Source organism: Gaoshiqia sediminis (assembly GCF_025907915.1).
Classification (GTDB): Bacteria; Bacteroidota; Bacteroidia; order Bacteroidales; family Prolixibacteraceae; genus Gaoshiqia; species Gaoshiqia sediminis.
This window is the reverse complement of record NZ_JAPAAF010000025.1, coordinates 1-17,340: the sequence shown is the minus strand read 5'-3', so window position 1 is coordinate 17,340 and position 17,340 is coordinate 1. Positions and strand designations below refer to the sequence as shown.

Sequence of the window (17,340 nt, the reverse complement as noted above, 5' to 3'; positions counted from 1 at the left end):
TGGCATGTTGAATAACGAACAAATTGAACTTTATAATGGTATTTGGCAAAGATTCATGGATGGTGATGAAGAGGCTCTTTCATCTATATATTTTGAATTTTACGACGTGCTTTTCAATTTTGGGATGAAATATTCATCCGATCGTTTTCTTGTTGAGGATTGTATTCAGAATTTGTTTGTCGATCTTCTGAGAAACAGGCACAAACAAAAACCGGTAACGAATATCAAATTTTACCTGCTGAAGTCGCTGCGGAACCAAATGGCTTCCGAAAGAAGGAAAACAAAAAAATTGTTGCCGGTCGGCGAACCAGGGGAAGCAGAATTCAGGATAAGCTATTCGGCTGAAAGTTCCCTGATTGCGATCGAAACAGATGAACTCCGGTCAATGTTTCTGAAAATGGTCACAGAAAAACTCACTATCCGGCAAAAAGAAGCGCTATACCTAAAATTCAATTGCGGATTTGATTATGTTCAGATTGCCGTAATGATGCAGATCAGTGTCGAATCGGCACGCACGATGATTTACCGGACCCTTAAATCGATCAAGGAGACATTTGGGTTAGAATGTTATTCAGACCTGATTTTATTCAGTTTGTTTCGGTCATTTTTTCAAAAAGCCAACTGATTGGTTTAAGCCTTTTTGTTGCATTTCTTCTGTATTTTCTTGAAAAACCTTGTCTATAAATTTCACTTTACCGCTACTTAGAAATGTAACACTTTAATAATGGGCGAAGAATTTCAAAAATACACTCTAGAAGATTTTTTGGATGATGCCAATTTTTGTAGTTGGGCAAGATATGAAAGATCGGAAATGGATGGCTTCTATAGTAAACAGTTAGTCAAATATCCTGAACAAAAGGAGGTCTTTGAGCTGGCAGGTGAATTAGTCAGGCTCTTTGATGATGAAAAGCTTATAACCCATCCGGATCGCAAATTGCAAATCTGGAGAAAGATAAACAGGGTATATCATCAAGATAACAAAATTACCAAAAACTATAAATTGATTTTTCGTTATGCCGCGGCTATTGTCTTGCTGTTTTCGTTCGCATCCTTGACCTGGTATTTCGTTTCATTAACCGACGAAGATGATTTTTTTTCATCCTATAGGCCACAAGAACTAACTGAAATGAGGCTTTTACTTGATAATGGTGATACAATAAATATCCAGGAAGAGCAGGCTGAAATTATATATGACCATGGTGGTAAGCAATTAATAATAAATGATGAGCTCGTACAGAAAAAGAAAAATACAACCAACCCGGTGTTGAACGAATTGACTGTTCCATTTGGCAAGCAGTCAAAAGTTGTGTTGTCTGACCTTACTGAAGTCTGGCTTAACGCAGGTTCCCGCCTGATATATCCTGCCTCATTCGAGGGGAAGAACCGGAAAGTAAAGTTGCAGGGAGAAGCATACTTCAAGGTTTATAAAGACAAATCGAAGCCATTTATTGTTGAGACAAATAATTCGAGCATAGAAGTGTTGGGTACGAGTTTCAATGTGAGAGCCTATCCCGGCGAAATGGCTGAAGAAACAGTTTTGGCAGAAGGCTCCATAAGGTTCAATCCGGGTAAAACAATCTTTGGGAAAAAACTCATAATGGAACCTGGACAGCTCGTAACAGTACCAAATGGGGATCATTCATATACCGTTTCAAAAGTTGATGTACGTGATTACACTTCATGGATTGATGGGGTGTTTGTATTCCATGAGGAATCTCTGGCTTCTCTATTAAAGAGGGTGTCGCAGTTTTACAACATCGAAATTGTGTGGATGAATGATGCAGAAAACAGGAAAATTTCAGGAAAACTTGATCTGAAAGATAATTATTTGCAGGTGTTAAATGCTCTGTCATTGATATCAAATGGAGTTTATTCAAAAGAAAACGGGAAAATATATTTTAGATTGAAGTAAGCATTATGAGATGAAACAAAACATAAAGGAAAGAGCTGATTAAAAGTGCCAACCATAACCAGCTCTTTAAGTTAACAAACCCATTTAACGGGTCATTATAATTTACTAACGGTTCAAATTTATGAAGAAAAAACGGAAAAATGATCTCTCCTGTTTAATGCGGGGTATCCAGAGGTTTTTGTTAATTTTTAGATTAGCCACTTTGCTAATCTTGCTAGCACTGACTGTCTCTGCAGGAACTTATTCTGAGAATACGAAGTTGAATTTTTCACTTGAAAATGTCACAATTGAGCAAGTGCTGCTGGAAATAGAAAACAACAGTAGGTTCATATTCATTTATGAGAGTGGTACTATTGATAAGTCCCTGAAAAAGACCATATCTGTAAAAGACCAAACCATCGATGAAATTTTAACAATTTTATTGGAAGGTACGGATGTAGCTTACAGTATTGATGACCGTCAGGTTTTGTTATACAGAAAGGATAGTGATTTAAGTGCAATCCCTTTGTATGATGTACCTTCAATTCAGATCCAACAGCCCCATTCCTTTTTCGGGAAAGTCATCGACTCCTCCGGTATTCCGCTACCTGGCGTCACTGTTGTGATTAAGGGCTCCACTAAAGGAACAGTTACCAATGCTGACGGGAATTATTCACTTTCAAATATTTCAAGTGATGTCGTTTTGGTTTTCTCCTTTGTAGGCATGAAAACCCAAGAAATTCCTGTTGGCGGTAAAACTTCATTAAATGTTGTTATGGAGGCAGATGCCATCGGGATTGAGGAAGTGGTTGCAGTCGCCTATGGCACACAAACAAAAACGACTATTACTGGGGCAATCAGTTCTGTGAAGAGCGATGAAATTACTAAAGCGCCCACAGCCACAGTGGGAAATGCTTTGACTGGCAAAATTCCAGGATTACAGACAATACAGCGTTCCGGTCAACCGGGCGGGGATGCTCCAGAGATTTATCTTAGAGGGGTGGCTTCTTTGTCCTTAGGCCGATCAAGCCCAATATTTGTGTTAGATGGGATAATCCAAAGTGGATCTGGCTCCATTATGCAACTTGATCCCAATACTATTGAAAGTATTAGTGTTTTGAAAGATGCATCGGCCACTGCTGTATATGGGGTACAAGGGGCCAATGGTGCAATTGTTGTTGAGACAAAACGCGGGAAAAAAGGACCCGCAAAGATATCCCTCAATGCTTCAGCAGGATTACAGGTGCCAACATATATTCCGGAATTTTGTAATAGTTATGAAACAGCGCTTGCATATAATGAGGCTCAGTTGAATGATGGAGTGAGCCCGGATCGCTTGCGGTTTTCAGATGAAGCTATTGAGGCATTCCGAACAGGCTCCGACCCGCTTATCTATCCCGATATGGATTGGGTCGATTACATGACTAAGCCATCAGCTTTTCAAAGCAGATCGAATATTAATATCTCCGGCGGGACAGAAGATGTTCGCTATTTCATAGCCGGGGGATACCTAAAACAAGATGGCTTTTTTAAAACCTTTGAAACAGATTATGATTTTAATCCTACTTATGATCGGTATAATTTTCGCTCGAATATTGATATAGATATTACATCAAAAACAACAGTTTCATTAACGGCTGGTGGAAGACTTGACTATAAGACCACAATCCGGAATCCAAATTTATGGTACCAGATATATAGATCCCCTCCTTACGGCGGTGCTGGCTTGGTGGATGGTAAGGTAATTGATAGCGGTAAAGGAACAAATGGTTCAAATAAATACATTCCTGGTTTTACCGAAGATATCTTTCAAACTGTTTATGGCAGTGGGTATAATAATAACAGCCACAATGACCTCAATCTTGATCTCTCAGTAAAGCAAAAGCTTGATGTAATTGCAAAAGGATTGGAAATACAGGTCAAAGGGGCCTATAATATCTATAGTACAAGGAATAGAGAGAGAAGTTCATCAGTGGCTATCTACCAACCATATTACAGAACCGACCTTGATCCTGCTGCTCCGGGAGATTCTACCATAGTATTTCAAAAAGTAGGGTCAGATGACATCCTGAATTATTCAGAAAGCTATGACCGGGATCGGGACTGGTACATGGAGGCGCGCCTAAATTATAGTCGGGATTTTGGTTCGCACAAGGTAAAAGGGCTTTTGATGTACAACCAAAGCAAAAATTATTACCCGGGTGAACTCCCTGGAATCCCACGTGGCTTAGTAAGTACATTAGGTCGTGTTAATTACAATTATGGTGGTAAATATTTGCTTGAATTCAGCATGGGGTATAATGGGTCTGAGAATTTTGCCCGAGAAAGGCGCTTTGGCTTTTTCCCAGCTGTTTCCGGTGGATGGATACTTACCCGGGAAAAATTCATGCCTGATCTTTCCTTTTTGGATTTTTTGAAAATCCGGGCTTCCTATGGTATCGTCGGTAATGATTCAGGGATTGGCAGGTTTCTTTATTTGCCTGATCAATACGATGCATCTTCCGGTGGATATAACTTTGGAATTGAGGTGCCGCAAGACAAGCCGGGGGCTTCAGAGGGGAGAGTCGGGAATTCACAGGTTACCTGGGAGAAATCTGAAAAGCAAAATTACGGTATTGATATTAGGCTATTCAAGGATAAATTGGATATGGCATTTGATTATTTTCATGAATATCGCAGTAATATTCTTACCACATTAAATACAATTCCTGCTTATATAACTGTTAATTTGCCTGCTGTAAATATCGGGGAGGTTAAAAATAGTGGTTATGAAGTACAGGTTAATTGGAGACAACAAACAGGCGATTTGTTCTATTCACTTGGCGGAAATATGGCGTTTGCCCGCAATAAAATCCTATTTATGGATGAGGTTTTACAGCCGGAACCCTATATGCAAAGAACTGGACATCCCGTTAGTCAGGCATTTGGCTATGTTTTTGAAGGGTACTATACGGAAGATGATCTTGCGCCGGATTCAGATATTCCAACGCCTCCATATGCTGCTAAACCTGGCGATTTAAAGTACAAGGATTTAAACGGGGATAGAGTCGTAAATTCAAATGATCAACGAGCAATTGGATTTCCGGAATATCCGGAATATACGTTTGGTGTAAACTTCGGAATTCGGTATAAATCTTTTGATTTATCGATGCAATGGGCGGGTGCCACCAATGTTTCCCGTGTATTGGAAGCCGCCCCCTTTAGAGTTCCTTTTGGCGGTAATGGCCAGCTAAATATTATAAAATATCAGTGGGAGGAACGTTGGACACCTGAAAAAGGTCAAGATGCTGGTTATCCTCGTTTATCACTCGCAGCGAGAGGGCGCAGGCAGTCATATACTTCTGATTACTGGATGAGGGATGCTTCTTACCTAAGATTAAAAAATGCGGAGATTGGCTATAGCTTTAACAGTCGTCTTTTAAAAAATATTGGTTTAAGCCGGATGCGAATATATCTCAGTGGTTATAATTTACTGACTTTTTCAAGTTTAGATATTATTGACCCGGAACAATCAGGGAAGTCAAGTCAATCTGAATATCCTTTAATGAGAGTATATAATCTTGGTGTGAACGTGGATTTTTAAAAAATTTAAAATCAAATATTTCTGAACTATGAAAAAAAATCATATTGAATGGAGCATAAAATTCTATCTCTTGATGGTATTTGTTCTATTCGGGGTAATGCAAGCCTGTACAGAATTCCCGTCAGTTGGCAACGATTTTCTCGAAAAGCCCCCGAGCCAGGATGTGACAATAGATACAATTTTTAATCACGCTGATTTTGCCGAACGTTTTTTGTGGAATACCTATCGCTCTTTACCATATGGGCCTGGAAGTGTTGATGGACCTTATGACTCAGACAAACTGGGTATGGCCATGCTTGCTTGTTTGACAGATATCAATCAATCCTATATATCAACTTCTGCAGCTAATAAGTTTTATTACACAGGGACATACGGGGCAGATATTGAGGAAAAGAACTCCGGTTCTGTAAAATATAATTTTAAAAATTCCGGAGCCTGGGCAGGTATCCGTAATGCTTATATTTTTATCAATAATGTTGACCGTGTGCCGGACATGACAACTGAAGACAAAAAACGTTTAAAGGCTGAAGCAAGGATGATTATCGCCGTTCATTATGTCGATTTGTTCAGGAATTATGGTGGGATGATTTGGGTAAATCATGCCTATGATCCGAATGAAGATTTTCACTTGTCGAGATTAACAGCTAAAGCTACACTCGATTCAACAGTTGCTGTAATTGATAAGGCAATACCTGACCTCCCTTTTAGTCTGGAAAATCCTGAGACAGAAGCTGGCCGGTTTACACAGGCAGCAGCAATGGGACTCAAAGCCCGGCTCTTGCTGTTTGCCGCCAGCCCGTTATTCAATGCCTCGCAACCATATCTGGAGGGAGAAGCTGCAGATACTAAATTAGTCTGGTATGGAGGTTATGACCCAGGCCTATGGCAACAAGCAGCCGATGCAGCCAAAGCCTTGATCGATAAGGTTGAACAGTCGGGAAGTTATTATTTATTGAATACCGGTAATCCTCGCCAGGACTTTCAGGATGCTTATTATGACAGGAATAGCCCGGAAGTTCTGATATCGACCAGGGTTAGATATAAAACCAGTGGTGATGGTTATTATTTTTATGATTTGGAAGAACGTGGAGCAGGTCCGGTTACCGATAATTATGTGCGTATGTTCCCTATGGAAAACGGGAAGCCAATAACCGATCCAACTTCCGGTTACGATCCTCAGAATCCTTATCAGAACCGTGATCCCCGGTTATATGAGACCGTTTTGGTCAATGGTGATATATATCAAAGCCGTACTGCTGAAACATGGATAGGAGGTCGTGAACGTCCCTCAAAAAGTTCTCAGGGCATAGCTACAGGATATCGCATTAGGAAATTTGTTTTAGATGGAATTGAATCCAGGGGAACCACGGCCCATTGGCCCATGTTGAGGTTGCCGGAGATCTATCTTTCCTATGCCGAAGCCTTGAACGAAATCAATGGAGGCCCAACTGCTCAAGCTTACGATTATGTGAATAAAGTACGTAACAGGGTCAACTTAGGCAACCTGCCAGGTGGTCTTTCTCAGGAAGAATTTAGAGAGGCTGTGCTTAGGGAACGTGTTTTGGAACTCGGTTTCGAAGAAGTTAGATGGTATGACCTAATCCGGTGGAAAAAAGAAGAAGATTTTCAGAAGAAGCTTTATGGAATGGATATATCTAAAAATGGCGAAGGCTTGTTTGCGTATGAGCAATTTGAACTTCCTGCCCGCAATTGGCAAGATAGCTGGTCTCCCAAGTGGTATTTGAGTGCACTTCCTCTTGATGAGATATTAAAAGATTATGGCCTAGTTCAGAATCCAGGTTGGGAAATGTGATTTTTTGACAAATATTTTAACTAAATATTTTATTATGAAGTTTAGAGTAAAAAACATACTCCCGATAGGGATAATAATATGTACACTTAATTCTTTCAACGTAACAGGTCAGAAAACTAAAATTTCAGAATTTGTTGATTCCTGTGGTGGGTCTTCTGACATCATCTTAGCAGAAATTGTTGAGAATCAATATAAGCGTACAGACAACCATAAAAACGAAAGGTCCGAAATTGAAGGTGATGATTTTCAGTATTTTCAGCGAATTAATGGGGAAAGGACCAGTACAATATCCCAGGAGAAAAATAGTGATCAGAAGAGCTTATTCAAAGCTGATAGTATTGATATTAACATTGGTTACGGATTAAAAAGAAGCAAGAATGAAATAACTGCTGCCGTTAGTGTGATAAATGCTTCGGATTTTCCTAAAAGTAAAACCATAATCGATCCTGCAAATGCTCTGTATGGATTAGCTGCTGGATTACAGGTTTTACAGAATGCCGGCGAACCTCCTGTCTCACCCACTTTTTTTGTTCGGGGAAGGGGGACTTTTAGAGATAGTTCGCCTCTAATCTTGGTAGATGGTTTTGAACAGCCATTTAGTGCATTGTCTATTGAAGAAATAGACAACATCGTTGTTTTAAAGGATGCTGCTTCCCTGGCAATGTATGGACAGAAAGGAGCTAACGGGGCCATATTGATAACTACGAAAAGAGGAACAAAGAAATCGCTCGAAGTAAAAGCCTCTTTTGAACAAAGTTTAACGCAACCTATTGTAAAACCAGGATTTTTGAAATCACCGAACTATGCAAAGGCCGTGAATGAAGCGCTTACAAATGACGGTTTGTCCCCAAGATATACCTCTGCTGATATTGAAGCTTATGAAACAGGAAATTCTCCTTACTTATTCCCAAACGTAAATTGGGCCGATGAAGCATTGCGCGATTTTGGAACACGATCAAACCTAAACCTCACTTTCGAAGGTGGCGGAAACGTTGCGCGTTATTATACGTTGGTCAATTATGTACGTGATGTTGGTATTTATGCAAACACGAATCCCACGGAAGATTACGATGCGCAAAAAAAGTATGGCAGATTCAACTTTAGAAGTAACCTCGACATTGATATAACCTCGAAGTTATTGCTTAAAATAGATGCAGCAGGAAATTTAGTTGAGAATAATGTACCTAATCGGGGGGTAAGTTCAAATAAAATTTTTGATGCCATTTATTCAATTCCATCGGCCTCATTTCCCGTGAAGACGCCTGATGGAAGTTGGGGCGGAACGCCAATTTATGACAACAATCCTTTGGCTATTCTTTCCTCAACGGGTGTAAGTAATCCCAATGAGCGTGAAATATCAGTTGGAGGAACATTACAACAGGATCTTGATCAGTTAATAGCGGGAATGAGTGTTGATGCCACAGTTCGGTATAATACCTATAATCGATTTGATGAGGGGCAATCAAAAAATTACAGTTACCAATATCTGGTTCCTGTTCGGGATAACAATGGTAGCATTATAGATACTTTGGTTACTGAATATGGGCAGGATACAGATTTGAATTTTTTTGGAAACGTTAACTCGGAGCGAACCCAATCGGATGTATTGGTAAAATTTAATTATCAAAGGGATTTTGGAAATAATACATTCAAGGGGACTGTTTTTTTTCATCAGAATTCAAAAAGCCTGAAGGGTAAGAACAACACTTTTCACGGACAAAATTTTGCGACAAATCTTCATTACGGAATGGCTCAGAAATACTTTGTAGATCTTATAGCTTCCTATAACGGTTATAGTGTACTTCCCCCTGAAAATCGTTTTGGCTTATTCCCGGCGGCATCAGTTGCCTGGGTGATTTCAAATGAAGAATTTATGAGCAGGATTCACTTTGTCGATTGGTTAAAGTTCAGGGCTTCTTGGGGAATGAACGGAGATGGAGCAGACCAATTACCCAATACGAATATCTATGAGTCTTCTTACAGCGGAGGATCAGGCTATTGGTTCCAAAGCGGCAATAATTACCAAAGTGGATTTGAAGAGGATCGACTTGCATCACCGGATTTCATTTATGCTACCGCTTACACTTCCAATCTGGGAATTGATGCCAAACTCTTCAGAAAACTGGATTTGTCAACTGATCTTTTTTATTCGCGACGTGAGAATATCTTAACAGATACAGGAGGCGGGTACTCACAAGTACTCGGCATTTCTCCCCCTATGACTTCCAATGGCATTGTTGAAAACAAAGGAGTGGAAGCAACTTTGTGTTGGTCAGATTTTATAGGGGATGTAGGATACAGCATAGCAGGGAATTTTTCTTTCACCCGTAACAAAATTATTGAAATTAACGAACAATACCGGCCATTTGATTATTTACAGCGTACAGGAAGAAGTGTTGGTCAAACTTTTGGGTTGGAAGCTATCGGTTTTTTTGAAGACCCGACTGATATTAGTAACAGTCCTTTTCAATCTTTTGGGGACGTAGTACCTGGTGATATCAAGTACAAAGATCAAAACGGTGATAATATAATCAATGAGTATGATGAGATTCCTTTGGGCTATGCTCAAGGGTACCCTGAAATCTACTATTCCATTTCACTCGGGTTTAGCTACAAAGGATTCAAGCTATCCGCACTTTTCCAGGGGACAGGAAATCAGAGCGCTTTCTTAAATACTCCGAGCGTTTATTGGCCCCTAAGGAACAACACCAATATTTCTCAATATTATTATGATCGGCGGTGGACTGCGCAGACATCTGGGGAGGCTATTTACCCACGTTTGACGACAGTTAACAATAACAATAATTTTCAAACAAACAGCTTATGGCTTAAAAGCCGTTCATATGCCAAATTGCGTAATCTGGAGGTTTCGTATAATTTCCCTCCCAAGTTGATCAATTCCTTGAATATGGAAAGTTTGTGTGTGTATTTAAGCGGCAGAAATTTACTATCTATTGACAATATCCCTGTCATGGACCCTGAGCAGCTTGATGTCTCATACCCTCTTTTACGTTCTTATCAGATAGGTCTGGAATTAAAATTTTAATCTATGAAAATTATGAATATGTATTTATCTAAACTATATGTAATTATTAGTTTAATTATATTGTTAGCCGGATGTGATTATTTGGATTATAACGACAATGACTATTATACACAAGAAGATACTTTTAATGATTTTCAGCGCACTAAAAATTTTCTTACTGGTATCTATAGTTTGCTTCCGGAAGGTTTTAATAGCGTGGGAGGGGCAATGCGCGCTTCAGCTTCTGACGATGCTGAAGAAATTTTCACCGGATCGGCTGTTCAACAATTCAATGATGGTAGTTGGAGTTCTATAAATTCGATCGATGCCAGGTGGGGAGCATCTTATGAAGGGATAAGGGCGGCAAACATTTTCCTTGAGCATTTCAATTTGGAAAACTATGAGGATCTCCGATTTAACGACGATTATGAGAACTTGATGAAAGAAGCAGGGTTGTTCCCCTTGCAGGCACGTTTTTTACGCGCATTCTTTTACTATGATTTGTTAAGACGTTATGGAGATGTTCCTTTGATCACAAATGTTTTAACACTTGATCAAACCAATTTAGTTGAACAGACTCCTTTTCAGGGAATTGTTGATTTTATAGTCAATGAATGTGATGCAATTATTCCTGAATTACCAGAGTCTTACGACTCCGTTCCAAATAAGGAAAGGGGCAGGACAACTCGTGGAGCTGCTATGGCCCTTAAATCCCGCGTTCTTTTGCTTGCCGCCAGTCCATTGCATAATCCAGACGGCATCATAGAACCATGGATAAAAGCAGCAAGGGCAGCAAAGGATGTAATTGATTTGGGGGTTTACAAAGTCATTTCGAAATATAGTAATATAGCAAACAACCGAAATAGTCTCGAAGTAATCTTTGAAAGGAGATTAGACGCTTCAAATCTCTTTGAACGTTCCAATTTCCCAATTGGATTTGAAGGTGCCAATCCGGGCACGGCGCCGACTCAAAATCTCATTGATGCCTTTGAAATGGAAGCAACCGGATTAGGTATTGAGGACCCTGATTCCGGATATGACCCTTTCAATCCATATGAAGGCCGCGATCCAAGATTGTATGAAACGGTTATTATTAATAATTCGATGTGGAAAGGACGTCCGGTGGAAATCTGGAAGGACGGGCGTGATGGTCCACCTCAGGAACGGGCGACTGTAACAGGTTACTATTTAAAAAAACAGGTTATTGAAAACGTAAGTTTAGATCCTAACAATACAACTCAAGCTATTCATACCTGGATTTTTTTTCGTTATGGTGGTATTTTACTTGATTATGCCGAGGCAATGAATGAGGCCTATGGTCCATATAACCCGGCAGATTTGGGATTGACGGCATCACAGGCTGTGAATCAACTTCGGAGTAGGGTAGACATGCCTGATTTTCCTACAGATATGACAAAGGAGAGCTTCCGTCAAAAATTACGAAATGAGCGTCGGGTGGAATTGGCTTTTGAAGATCATCGTTTCTGGGATATTCGGCGTTGGAAAATCGGGCCATCAACTACAGATATTTACGGGATGGAGATCACAAAAAATGAAAATGGAACTTTCAATTACACGCGGAAATTAGTCGAAAAACGGATTTGGGACGATCGGATGTACTTTTACCCAATTCCTCAAAACGAAGTGTTTGTAAATGAAAATCTGGAGCAATCCTCAGGGTGGTAACACTGAGAAAAGGTTTGCTTGTTAATATTTAATAATTAGTGATGTTTGGGTTAATCCGGTTATAAACTTGGAGGTTATTATGAACAAGGAATTTTCTAAACAATCAAAGAAGAAGCAATCTATAGAAAGACATGAACGAAGAGACTTTCTAAAAAAGATAGGATTGATGTCTGGTGGAACTGCCATGGGGTTGCTGGGTCTATTCCCGTTACATGCATGTGGAAATCTGGGAAAAGGGCAGAATCGGATATTGGTCCCCAATATGCATGGAATGACCTATTGGGAAATGTTGATGTTCAGTTGTCTGCAAGGACTTATGAACCGGACACAAGCCAATGTATTTTTATATTACCCAGAGAAAAGCAGGGAGAGTTGGTATTCCAGGTATCCGGTTGATGATGAACGTGTTTTTTATAATTGGTATAAAAAATATGACCATTTACAATTTGAGGAGATTGATAATCCGTATGGGATTTTCGAGAAAATTCATTCCAACAAATCTTTTCAGCTTAATGGTTGTGTAATTGTGGATACGGAAGTTCCTGCAACGGCCAATATTGGGGCAAATTATGCCAGCATTGAAAACCTGCTGCCCGTCACCGAAACAATATTGAAAAACAATAAAGAGTATTTAACAAATTTACCTGTAAAAAGGGACCTTCGCGGTCAGTTTCAGGGGATGAGCAAGCTTGAAATATATGAATGGGCCTTCGAACAGCAGTGGCCGCAGGCCAATCACTCCCGGGTGGCCAATCTGGGAACCCCTCAGGCTGGTCCTGCGGAACAAATGCCGACCAATTCCTTTCACACGTCAAATCGGGCACGTGATTTTACCGTGGCCGAAAAGGGGTTCTTTTTTGATTTGGCAAGCGGGGGAGGTGAATATGAGCTTAAAGATCGGATTTTTCAGGCGATGGATCCCCAGGGATATGTATTTGGCTGGCATCAGGGCGCTGGTGAAACAAATCATATTCGGCATCTTTCAAAACATGGGCAACTGGCGCTTGGCAGTTCAACTTATGCCGCCAACTTTTCTTTTCACAGCCGGGTTGAAGTTCCCGGGGCTGTAGAAAGGTTCAGGGAAAAGGTGGTCGCAGGTTTGAGGAAAGAGGAGGTGCTGGAAGAAAAAATATATTTAACTTTTATTCTTTCTGATGGCAATTCCCTGAATTTTATTACGCGAAGAGGATTAGGAGGTCAGTGGCAATTGCCCGAAAGAGGGAAAATCCCCTTTGGCTGGGAAATCTTACCCCTGTTGGCAAAAGAAGGACCTGGAATCCTGGACTATTTTCAGGCCACAGCCACTGAAAATGATTTTTTTGTGGCAAGTGTTTCCGGGATAGCTGACTTTTATCCCCGTGCTGTGCCAAAGGATAAACTTCGGGGTATCTTGCAGGAGACTGGAGTATACCTGGAAAAGACGGGACTGTCTTCCGGAGTTGTTATGGGGCCTAAGGGACCTACCGATGATGGAAGGGTTGAACTATACCATGAAATCCTGGGCGATAAAATCAACGGTATTATTGAAGGTTATGATAGGCGTTCCGCGAAGGATCAACGATTATTTTATAAAGAAAAGGAATCTCAGCATGATATGGTCTGGTTGCCAACTTCCAACCCGAGGGGAGGGAAAGCCTTGGATCATTGGATTCAGGAAATAAAAGAATTATCTCAATCCCGGACACGGCGGCCACTTTTTGTCCCGCTGCATATACCTGCACATAAACTTACAATAACCGATATGGTTAAGTTGCTGGAAGAGTTGGGGGACGATTTTAAGGCCGTGTCTCCCGATATGTTTTATAGGTTGTTTGTAAGCGCTCACAGAAATTCTGTTGTCGTTAATCCTCCCGAGAGTTTTCCGCCGGAGGAAATGATTTTAAAGGCAGGAAATACAAACATCTTAACCCCGGAACTACAGAACTTTAGCAGAAATCCCAAAAATGTGAACTTAGGCGTAACCGTCACTGTAATTGATTCAACCCTGGAGATCCAAATTGAAGAGTTAGTCCGGTTAGAGAAGGAAGAGAAGACTGAATTGGAATTAAAAGTAGAAATTCCGGGAAAATTTAAAGATAAAGCAGGGCAACTCGAATATTTCATGAATGGAAGGTCCTCAATGAGAATACCGGTGAAATTCATTTAATCGGTATTCAAATATTCACCTATAAAAGACATAAAATGTCCGGATTTAAAGAAGCACATACGAGAAGCAACTCTTCCAGGAATGATGAACTGGAACGAAGAGACTTTCTAAAAAAGGTTGGATTGTTAACTGGTGGAACTGCGATGGGGCTGCTGGGCACGTTCCGCTTGCAGGCATGTGGAAATCCGGCAAGAAGCCGGAATCAGATACTGGTTCCCAATATGCATGGAATGACCTATTGGGAAATGTTGATGTTCAGTTGTCTTCAGGGACTTATGAACAGGACAGAGGCCAATGTATTTTTTTATTATCCGGAGAAGAGCAGGGAGGGGTGGTATTCCAAATATCCAGTTGAGGATGAACGTGTTTTTTATAATTGGTATAAAAAATATGAGCATTTAAAATTTGAGGAGATTGATAATCCGTATACGATTTTCGATAAAATTCATTCCAACAAATCTTTTCAGCTTAATGGATGTGTAATCGTGGATACAGAAGTGCCTGCAACGGCCAATATTGGAGCAAATTATGCCAGCATTGAAAACCTGCTGCCCGTCACCGAAACAATATTAAAAAGCAATAAGGGCTATTTGCAGAACTTAACTGTAAAAAGAGATCTTCGCGGGCAGTTTCAGGGAATGAGCAAGCTTGAAATATATGAATGGGCCTTTGAACAGCAGTGGCCGCAGGCCAACCATGCCAGGGTTGCAAACTTGGGAACACCCACACCCATGACGAATGGGAATATACCAACCAATTCTTTTCATACGTCAAATCGGGCACGTGATTTTACGGTAGCTGAGCAAGGTTTCTTTTTTGAACTGGCAAGTAAGGGTAATGAATATACGCTCAAAGATCGGATTCTTCAGGCGATGGAGCCCCGAGGATATGTGTTTGGCTGGCATCAGGGGGCTGGTGAGGAAAATCATATTCGTCATCTATCAAAACATGGCCAATTGGCATTAGGAACTTCGACTTATGCTGCAAACTTTTCTTTTCATAGTCGGGTTAGAATCCCAGGTGCAGTCGAAAGGTTCAGGCAAAAAGCAATAAAAACAAGTACTAAGCCGCTGGAAAATAAAATTTACTTGACGTTTGTGCTGTCTGATGGAGATTCGTTAAACTTTCTGATGCGAAGGGGGCAAGGAGGTCAGTGGCAATTGCCGGAAAGGGGCAAGATTCCTTTTGGTTGGGAAATCCAACCACTATTGGCTGATGTAGCGCCAGGAATACTTGATTATTTTCAGGCAACAGCCACTGAGAATGATTTTTTTGTTAATGGTGTTTCCGGTATTGGTTATTTCTACCCGGAAGAAATGCCAAAGGATAAGCTGCGTGGTGTACTCAATGAAACTGGAAGATATATAAAAATGACTGGTTTATCTGAACTCACGGTTATGAGTCCTTCCGGGGCTGTAACTGATGAAACATCAAATGTTTATCGTGAAGTTTTAGGAGGTCAGCTCAATGGAGTGATGGAAGGCTACGAAAGAAGAAAAGCAAAAGCTGTAAGATTATTTGATTGCGAAGGAGGGAAATCGACTGTGTGGTTGCCAACATCAAATCCCAAAGGAGAAAAATCTGTTGAAAATTGGGTAGCAGGTTTGAAGGAAATTGCCAAATGTAGAATGCAGAGGCCACTTTTTGTTCCATTACATGTCCCGGCCCATAAGCTAACGATAACAGATATGGTAAAAGTGGTAGGAAATCTTGGCGAAGAGTTTGAAGTGGTTGCTCCACGGACCTTCTATAAACTTTTTGCAGAAGCAAATTCTAATTCGATTTTGATTGAACCACCGGAGAGTTTCCCAATGGAAAAAGTAGAGCTAATAGCAGGAAGCAAGAATACTTTAACACCAACATTGCAGAATTTAAGTCAGGAATCAAAAACGATAGAATTTCAGTTGACAATAATCTCAGAGGACTTAGATAAAAATCTCAGGTTTAGTAAATCTGTTGGTTTAGAATCGAGGCAAACATCTCAAGTCAAGTTTGAGGTTGATATACCAAAACAATTTTGTAATACAAACGGACAACTTGAATATGGAATCTCTACTGGGCAAAGAGTATTAGTACCTGTGCGATTCTTATAGTGAGTTTAAATGAGTATTTGGATGTTGTCAACTAGTTGGTCCGGTATTGCCTGTATTTTAAATGTGGTGTAAACCTCAATATTGGAGCAAAAGGTATCAGGGATTTTAATGTCCGTGGCATTGTTCTTTTCTGGTCTTTATTTGCCAATCCTTCAATTTTTCACATTTTTTTATTCAAACTAGGGTAAAAACAAGTTTTGTTGTTTTAGGTAGAGCAAGAATGCAATATATATGGATTAAGATAAAATTATTACTATGAAGATCAAATCAATTTTAATGCTGGCGTTTCTGTTGCCGGTTTATTTAATGGCCCAGCCGCTTGAAAAGCAAAAGGAATTTGACCTAACCAGGGACAGGGTCTTGTACACGGTTGGTTACAGTCACCTGGATACGGAATGGAGATGGGATTATACCGCTTCAATCGATGAATACATTAAAAATACCATGGAGGAGAACTTTTTGTTGTTCGAAAAGTACCCTGATTATGTCATTAATTTTACGGGTTCCCGCCGGTATAAAATGATGAAAGAATATTACCCGGCAGAATACCGGAAAGTAAAGGAGTATGTAAAACAGGGTAGGTGGCATGTCTCGGGTTCTTCTGTTGATGAAGGAGAGGTTAATGCGTCTTCCTCTGAATCACTTATTCGTCAGGTTTTGTATGGGAATGATTATTTCCGGAAGGAATTCGGGAAAGAAAGCTTTGATTATATGTTGCCCGATTGTTTTGGTTTTCTGGCCAATGTCCCTTCTGTTTGGCATCATTGTGGATTATTGGGGTTTTCTACCCAAAAATTAACTTGGGGATCAGCTGTTGGCATCCCGTTTAATGTAGGCGTTTGGAATGGACCTGACGGGAAGGGAGTTATTGCTGCATTAAACGCAACAAGATATACCGGTGATATTGACAAGAGATTGGATAAAAGCGAAGTTTTTTCTGAACGACTAAATGATAATTTAGAACGATGTGGCTACGCCTTTGATTACCGTTATTATGGTGTTGGTGATAAAGGAGGCGCGCCGCGGGAAACGGATGTCCGTCATGCTGTAGAAAGTTTGGATAACCCGGATAGCAAATTCCAGGTTGTGTTATCCTCATCAGA

General features: G+C 40.3%; 9 protein-coding genes. All 9 read left to right on the top strand.

All coding sequences use genetic code 11. The annotated features are described in order from the left end of the window. Nucleotides 1-4 precede the first annotated feature (4 nt). Nucleotides 5-625 carry an RNA polymerase sigma factor gene (locus N2K84_RS14380; protein WP_282592519.1) on the top strand — a complete coding sequence of 207 codons (621 nt, stop codon included), beginning with the start codon at nucleotides 5-7 and terminating at the stop codon, nucleotides 623-625. Nucleotides 626-724: 99 nt separating this feature from the next. Further along, entirely contained in the window at nucleotides 725-1,912 is a 1,188-nt protein-coding gene (locus tag N2K84_RS14375) for a FecR family protein (protein ID WP_282592518.1), read from the top strand. 121 nt (nucleotides 1,913-2,033) lie between these two features. Next, nucleotides 2,034-5,474, top strand: coding sequence for a TonB-dependent receptor (locus N2K84_RS14370; protein ID WP_282592517.1), 3,441 nt, complete (start codon nucleotides 2,034-2,036; stop codon nucleotides 5,472-5,474). A gap of 28 nt (nucleotides 5,475-5,502) precedes the next feature. Continuing rightward, nucleotides 5,503-7,287 (top strand): RagB/SusD family nutrient uptake outer membrane protein, encoded by a 1,785-nt coding sequence (locus N2K84_RS14365; protein WP_282592516.1) that lies wholly within the window; start codon nucleotides 5,503-5,505, stop codon nucleotides 7,285-7,287. A gap of 34 nt (nucleotides 7,288-7,321) precedes the next feature. After that, nucleotides 7,322-10,333: a SusC/RagA family TonB-linked outer membrane protein gene (locus tag N2K84_RS14360; RefSeq protein ID WP_282592515.1), complete on the top strand. Its 3,012-nt coding sequence runs from the start codon at nucleotides 7,322-7,324 to the stop codon at nucleotides 10,331-10,333. Between the two features lie 3 nt (nucleotides 10,334-10,336). Continuing rightward, nucleotides 10,337-11,998 (top strand): RagB/SusD family nutrient uptake outer membrane protein, encoded by a 1,662-nt coding sequence (locus tag N2K84_RS14355; protein WP_282592514.1) that lies wholly within the window; start codon nucleotides 10,337-10,339, stop codon nucleotides 11,996-11,998. 79 nt (nucleotides 11,999-12,077) lie between these two features. Continuing rightward, nucleotides 12,078-14,144: a GxGYxYP domain-containing protein gene (locus N2K84_RS14350; RefSeq protein WP_282592513.1), complete on the top strand. Its 2,067-nt coding sequence runs from the start codon at nucleotides 12,078-12,080 to the stop codon at nucleotides 14,142-14,144. Between the two features lie 35 nt (nucleotides 14,145-14,179). Beyond that, nucleotides 14,180-16,237, top strand: coding sequence for a GxGYxYP domain-containing protein (locus N2K84_RS14345; RefSeq protein ID WP_282592512.1), 2,058 nt, complete (start codon nucleotides 14,180-14,182; stop codon nucleotides 16,235-16,237). Nucleotides 16,238-16,492: 255 nt separating this feature from the next. Beyond that, nucleotides 16,493-17,340 (top strand): glycoside hydrolase family 38 N-terminal domain-containing protein (locus N2K84_RS14340; RefSeq protein WP_486865339.1); only part of this gene is annotated, 848 nt, incomplete at its 3' end.